The 4822-nt window shown below is 62.4% G+C and carries 8 protein-coding genes; 2 read left to right on the forward strand and 6 right to left on the reverse strand.

Translation table 11 applies throughout. The features are described from left to right. On the forward strand, positions 1–823 hold an 823-nt coding region (gene tolB, locus ACYCUK_RS23295; protein ID WP_461596976.1), incomplete at its 5' end, for a Tol-Pal system beta propeller repeat protein TolB. 41 nt (positions 824–864) lie between these two features. Here the strand turns inward: tolB and queC are convergent. From queC to ACYCUK_RS23325, 6 genes are all read right to left on the reverse strand, one after another. Further along, positions 865–1554 carry a 7-cyano-7-deazaguanine synthase QueC gene (gene queC, locus ACYCUK_RS23300; RefSeq protein WP_151527975.1) on the reverse strand — a complete coding sequence of 230 codons (690 nt, stop codon included), beginning with the start codon at positions 1552–1554 and terminating at the stop codon, positions 865–867. A gap of 2 nt (positions 1555–1556) precedes the next feature. Next, positions 1557–2201 (reverse strand): 7-carboxy-7-deazaguanine synthase QueE, encoded by a 645-nt coding sequence (gene queE / locus ACYCUK_RS23305; RefSeq protein WP_126604658.1) that lies wholly within the window; start codon positions 2199–2201, stop codon positions 1557–1559. Then, positions 2201–3019 carry a tol-pal system protein YbgF gene (gene ybgF, locus ACYCUK_RS23310; RefSeq protein ID WP_461596977.1) on the reverse strand — a complete coding sequence of 273 codons (819 nt, stop codon included), beginning with the start codon at positions 3017–3019 and terminating at the stop codon, positions 2201–2203. The genes queE and ybgF overlap by 1 nt, the downstream gene beginning before the upstream one ends. Before the next feature lie 20 nt (positions 3020–3039). Further along, entirely contained in the window at positions 3040–3618 is a 579-nt protein-coding gene (pal, locus tag ACYCUK_RS23315; RefSeq protein ID WP_113526148.1) for a peptidoglycan-associated lipoprotein Pal, read from the reverse strand. 183 nt (positions 3619–3801) lie between these two features. Continuing rightward, on the reverse strand, positions 3802–4224 hold the full coding sequence (locus tag ACYCUK_RS23320) for a type II toxin-antitoxin system VapC family toxin (protein WP_126604657.1): 423 nt from the start codon (positions 4222–4224) through the stop codon (positions 3802–3804). After that, a complete protein-coding gene (locus ACYCUK_RS23325; RefSeq protein WP_113526150.1) occupies positions 4221–4475 on the reverse strand; it encodes a FitA-like ribbon-helix-helix domain-containing protein in 255 nt (84 codons plus the stop codon). The genes ACYCUK_RS23320 and ACYCUK_RS23325 overlap by 4 nt, the downstream gene beginning before the upstream one ends. Before the next feature lie 238 nt (positions 4476–4713). Between ACYCUK_RS23325 and ACYCUK_RS23330 the strand changes: the two genes are divergently transcribed. Further along, on the forward strand, positions 4714–4822 hold a 109-nt coding region (locus ACYCUK_RS23330), incomplete at its 3' end, for a type II toxin-antitoxin system Phd/YefM family antitoxin (RefSeq protein WP_461596978.1).

Here is a 4822-nt window from a genome sequence, read left to right on the forward strand (position 1 = left end):
CTACCAGGCGTTCACCGGCAAACCCGGCCCTTTCGCCAGTCGGATCGCCTATGTCCGGCAAACGGGTCAAACCTACGAACTGCTGGTGGCGGAATCCGACGGCTGGAATCCGCATCCCATCGTGCGCGGCCTCATGCCGGTATTCTCCCCCGTCTGGTCGCCGGATAACCGGCGTCTGGCCTATGTCACCTACGCCAACGCCCGCGCCGTGATCTATGTCCAGAATCTGGCTACCGGACAGCGCCAGACCATCGCCCCCGGTGGCGAGATCGTCAGCGCTCCAGCCTTCTCGCCCAACGGGACGGAACTGGCCTACGCCCGCTCCTCCGGTGGTCACACCGAGCTTTACGTGGCGAACCTGCAGACCGGGCAGCGTCGGCAATTGACCCATGATGACGCCATCAACACCTCTCCCACCTGGTCGCCGGACGGCAGTCAGATCATATTCGTCTCCGATCGCGCCGGTGGCCCGCAAATCTACGCGATGAGCGCGAGCGGCGGCGCGGCGCATCGTCTGAGCTACGACGGCAGCTACAATGCCAGCCCGGTCTATTCGCCCGCAGGCAACGCGATTGCCTTCATTCACCGCACCGACGGCGTCTATGCCCTCGCGGTGATGAAGCCGGATGGCAGCGGCGTACGCGTGCTGGATGCCCAGGGTAATTGCGACCATCCGAGCTTCGCCGGCAATGGCCAGATGATCCTCTACGGCACCCAGCGCGGTGGGCGCAAGGTGCTGGCCGAGGTCAGCCTGGACGGCAAAACCATGGCCATACTGCACAGCAACGCGGGAGGGGACAGCCAACCGGCCTGGTCCCATTAAACGGAGCCGGTGATGGAGCGCGGTTCCGGCTGGAGCCGCGCTCAGGAACTCTGATAAGGCGTGGGGTCTGCGATACCGGCCTGACGGAACCCTTCCCGGCGCAGGCGGCAACTGTCACAGCGGCCACAGGACCGGCCTTCGGCATCCAACTGATAGCAGGAGCGGGTCATTCCATAATCCACACCCAAACGGCTGCCGAGACGAATGATCTCACTCTTATTGAGAAACTGCAGCGGCGCATGGATACGCGGCTCGCGGGCTTCATCGCCGAGGCGGGTGGCCACCTGCGCCAGGGCCTCAAAAGCGTGCACAAATTCTGGCCGGCAGTCGGGATAACCGCTGTAATCCTGGCTGTTTACCCCCAGGAAGATGTCCCTGGCGCCCAGCACCTCCGCCAACGCCAGGGCCAGCGACAAAAAGACGGTATTGCGCGCGGGCACATAGGTGATGGGGATGCCCGGCGCCAGGCCGCTCTCGGGGACGCTGAGTTGCGGGTCGGTCAGCGCCGAGCCGCCAAAAGCCGCCAGATCGATACGCAGCACCCGGTGGCTGGCCGCCCCCATGGACTGTGCCAGCAGCGCCGCATAGCGTAATTCTTCCTTATGCCGCTGCCCGTAATCAAAAGAGAGGGCGTGGACGGCAAAGCCATCCCGGCGCATGAGCGCCAGCACGGTGGCGGAATCCAGTCCGCCGGAAAGCAGTACAATGGCGGGTGTGGCGGGCATCGGCATGGTCAGTGTCCGGGCAGGTCGCCCCAGATCAGTTTGTGCAACTGAATCTGCAGACGCACCGGCAAATGATCGGCGAGTATCCATTCGGCGAGATCGCGCAGGGCGAGCGTGCCATGGCTGGGAGAAAAGAGTATTTCGCAGCGTTCGGCCAATGCTTCCCGCGCGAGCACCTCTTTGGCCCAGTCGTAATCGGCACGGCTGCACAGCACAAATTTAATCTGGTCCTGCGGGTTGAGTAAGGGCAGGTTTTCCCAGAGATTGCGTTCGCATTCTCCGGAATCCGGGCTTTTGAGGTCGAGCACCTTCACCACCCGGGTATCCACCCCCGCCAGCGAAAGGGCGCCGCTGGTTTCCAGAAAGACTTCATGGCCCGCATCGCAAAGCTGCGTCAGCAGCGGCAACACATCGGCCTGTGCCAATGGTTCGCCACCCGTCACCACCACCAGCCGGTTTCCGCCTGCCCGCACCTGTTCCAGAATTTCGGGGATCCGCCGCCATTCTCCGCCATGAAACGCATAGGCGGTATCGCAGTAACGGCAACGCAAAGGGCAGCCCGTGAGACGCACAAAGGTCGCCGGACGTCCGACGCTGCGGGTTTCCCCTTGCAGGCTGTGGAAGATTTCTGTGACGCGGAGCCGTCCCTCCATCACTTTCCGGCGGGCAACGCCTGTAACTGCGCCTCGGCCTTCTGTGCCGACGGTGTGCTCGGATACTGGCTGATGATTTTGCTGAGAACGGTGCGGGCTTTGCCGGACTGGCCGACGGCCTGATAGATTTCCGCCATCCGCAGCATGGCCTCCGGCGCCTTACTGCTCTGGGAGAACTGCGCCTCCACGGTATGGAGGCTCTTCAGGGCAGCATCGTTCTGGCCCAGTACGTACTGCGCCTGCCCAAGCCAGTAGTAGGCGTCGGGCACCAGACTGCTCTGCGGGTATTTCTGAATGAAACCCTGTAATCCGGTGACGGCCGATCCGTACTTGCCCTGCCGCAGCAGATCGAACGCCCGTTGATAATCCGCTTGTCCCAGACCCTGAACCGCAGGCGCGGAGGTATTGCTCGCTGCGGAGGCGACGGCCGCGGCCGGACTGATGATGGCGACATTGCCGCCCAGCACGCTGCTGGTGCTGGCGGTTGCCGCCGTGCCCCCCGTAAGCTGGGCGGTCAGAGCCTGTACCTGAGCGGCCGTAGACTGCTGTTGGGTTTGCAGGGCGTGGGTTTTGGTATCGAGTTCGCCGCGCAGGTCGCGCACTTCCTGTTCCAGATGCTGGGTGCGCCCGAGCAGGTCGGCCAGCGCGCTCTGGCTACCCTTGTTGGCCTGTTGAACCGCCACCAGACTGCTCATTTCGCCCTGCATGACCGCCATCTGCTGTTGCAACTGCAGCACTTTCTCGCCGGTTGACTCGGCCTGTGCGAAGGGGCTCAGGCATAGCAAGGAAAGGACGGGGAAAAGATGCCAGCGTTTCATCAGCATACGCTCCTTGGTGTTCAGCCGTTATAGCCACCGCTATAAACGAAGTCCACGCGGCGGTTTCTGGCCCAGCAAGCGGAGTCGTTGGTGGTACACAAGGGATTGTCCTTGCCGAAACTCACGGTACTGATCCGTGCGGCGCTGACGCCCTGGGACTGCAGGAACTGCTTCACCGTCTCGGCGCGCTGTTCACCGAGGGCCAGGTTGTACTCCTGGGTACCGCGATCATCGGTATTCCCCTCCAGGCGCACTTGGACATGGGGATGGGCCACCATGAACTGCGCGTTCTGGGTGGCGATCTGTTGCGCCTGTGCATCCATGGCACCGCTGTTGAATGCGAAATGTACCCGCAAGTTCTGGGGCAAAGCGGCCAGTTCAGCGGCACTCAGGCCGCTGCTGCCACCCCCGATCGGTCCGTTGGCATTGAGGTTCTGGCCATTGATTCCCTCACCGGCAAGACCGGCCGTGGCCGCCGAGTTGGCGGGAGCCACCGCGCCAGCCGTCGTGGGCGCCCCACTCCCCACATTGTGCGCACAGCCCGCCAGCACCAACGCTCCAGCCGCGGCAACCACCACCTTCAGAAAATCAGAACGCATATCTTTAACCCCCGGCGAAAAATTTGGAGGAATTGTAGCCCGTAGCCAGAGACAATAGCAATGCGGCGACGTGGCGCGGCGCTCTCAATAAGCCCCCTCCCGCCGCAGACCACTTTGACCATAAACGCTAAATGTCCTATCAAGAATGTGCACAAACGTGCGCACGGTAACGCTCCTGTGCCGTCACCGCATGGCCTCCCACGGGTTGATGACGTTGAGGCCGGCCGCCAGGAACGGCGCAACGTCGCGCGTGGCCACCGTGAAGCCGCGCGCGTTCGCAATGGCGGCGATGTGGCCGTCTGGTGTGGGGAAACCCTTGCTGGCGGCACGGGCGTTAACGGCCAGCTCGACGTAGTGCCGGGCTGCGTCGGTGTCGAAGGCCAGCACGCGATCCCCGAACAGCTCCAATAGGCCATCCAGCGTTTGGGTCAGCGCATCTTTGCGTCGGCCGGAAGGCAGGGCACCGATGCCGAACAGCAGTTCGGCAAGCGTGATGCTGGACAGGTAGAGGGTTTCGGCCGCCTGATCATCCAGCCATACCCGCACGGCGGAATTCGGTTCCGCTTTCATCGCCTCGGAAACGACGTTGGTATCCAAGACGATCATTCAAACCTCACGGGCTCGGCCGGGGTCTTGTCGCGCACCTGCTCGAAGGTTGCGATGTCGTCATCGGTCAGCCCGGCGCGGCGGCCCAGCTCGGCCAGGGCCGTGCCCAGGCGAAGCCGCTTTGGCGGGCGAACGGTCGATTCGAGGATGTCGCGGATTTCGGCCTCGGTGCTGCGGCCGTGCGTTGCTGCGCGTACACGCAGCGCGCGATGCACCTCGTCCGGCAGATTTCTGACGGTAACTGTCGCCATATTGGCCTCCCGCGCTTTATGCTATCAATGATAGCATCATAATAAGAATGCTATCACTTCGCAATCGTCCGTCAAACCAACATCTTTGTTTACAGCAACGGTCATGGTCAGCAAAGATGATCCTGGAAACGACTGGTACACCATGACCGGCCTGCAGAAGCCCACTGCAATGACTGCCAGTACTGGACAAGCGGCCAGCGAACATGTACATTAAAGCGTACATGCAAGGAGCTCCAGGATGGATGCGATTACCTACACAACGGTTCGCGCAAACTTGGCGAGCGCGATGGACAGAGTTTGCAACGACCACGAAGCGCTGATTATCACCCGCAACGGACAGCAGTCCG

The sequence above is a fragment of the Thiomonas sp. genome (assembly GCF_054608695.1).

What these genes read in the sequence shown, in the direction of transcription:
- ACYCUK_RS23325 (WP_113526150.1), bottom strand. Translation starts at nt 4,475, where the DNA reads ATGGCGACAGTTACCGTCAGAAATCTGCCGGACGAGGTGCATCGCGCG.
- queE (WP_126604658.1), bottom strand. Translation starts at nt 2,201, where the DNA reads ATGGAGGGACGGCTCCGCGTCACAGAAATCTTCCACAGCCTGCAAGGG.
- ybgF (WP_461596977.1), bottom strand. Translation starts at nt 3,019, where the DNA reads ATGAAACGCTGGCATCTTTTCCCCGTCCTTTCCTTGCTATGCCTGAGC.
- ACYCUK_RS23320 (WP_126604657.1), bottom strand. Translation starts at nt 4,224, where the DNA reads ATGATCGTCTTGGATACCAACGTCGTTTCCGAGGCGATGAAAGCGGAA.
- pal (WP_113526148.1), bottom strand. Translation starts at nt 3,618, where the DNA reads ATGCGTTCTGATTTTCTGAAGGTGGTGGTTGCCGCGGCTGGAGCGTTG.
- queC (WP_151527975.1), bottom strand. Translation starts at nt 1,554, where the DNA reads ATGCCGATGCCCGCCACACCCGCCATTGTACTGCTTTCCGGCGGACTG.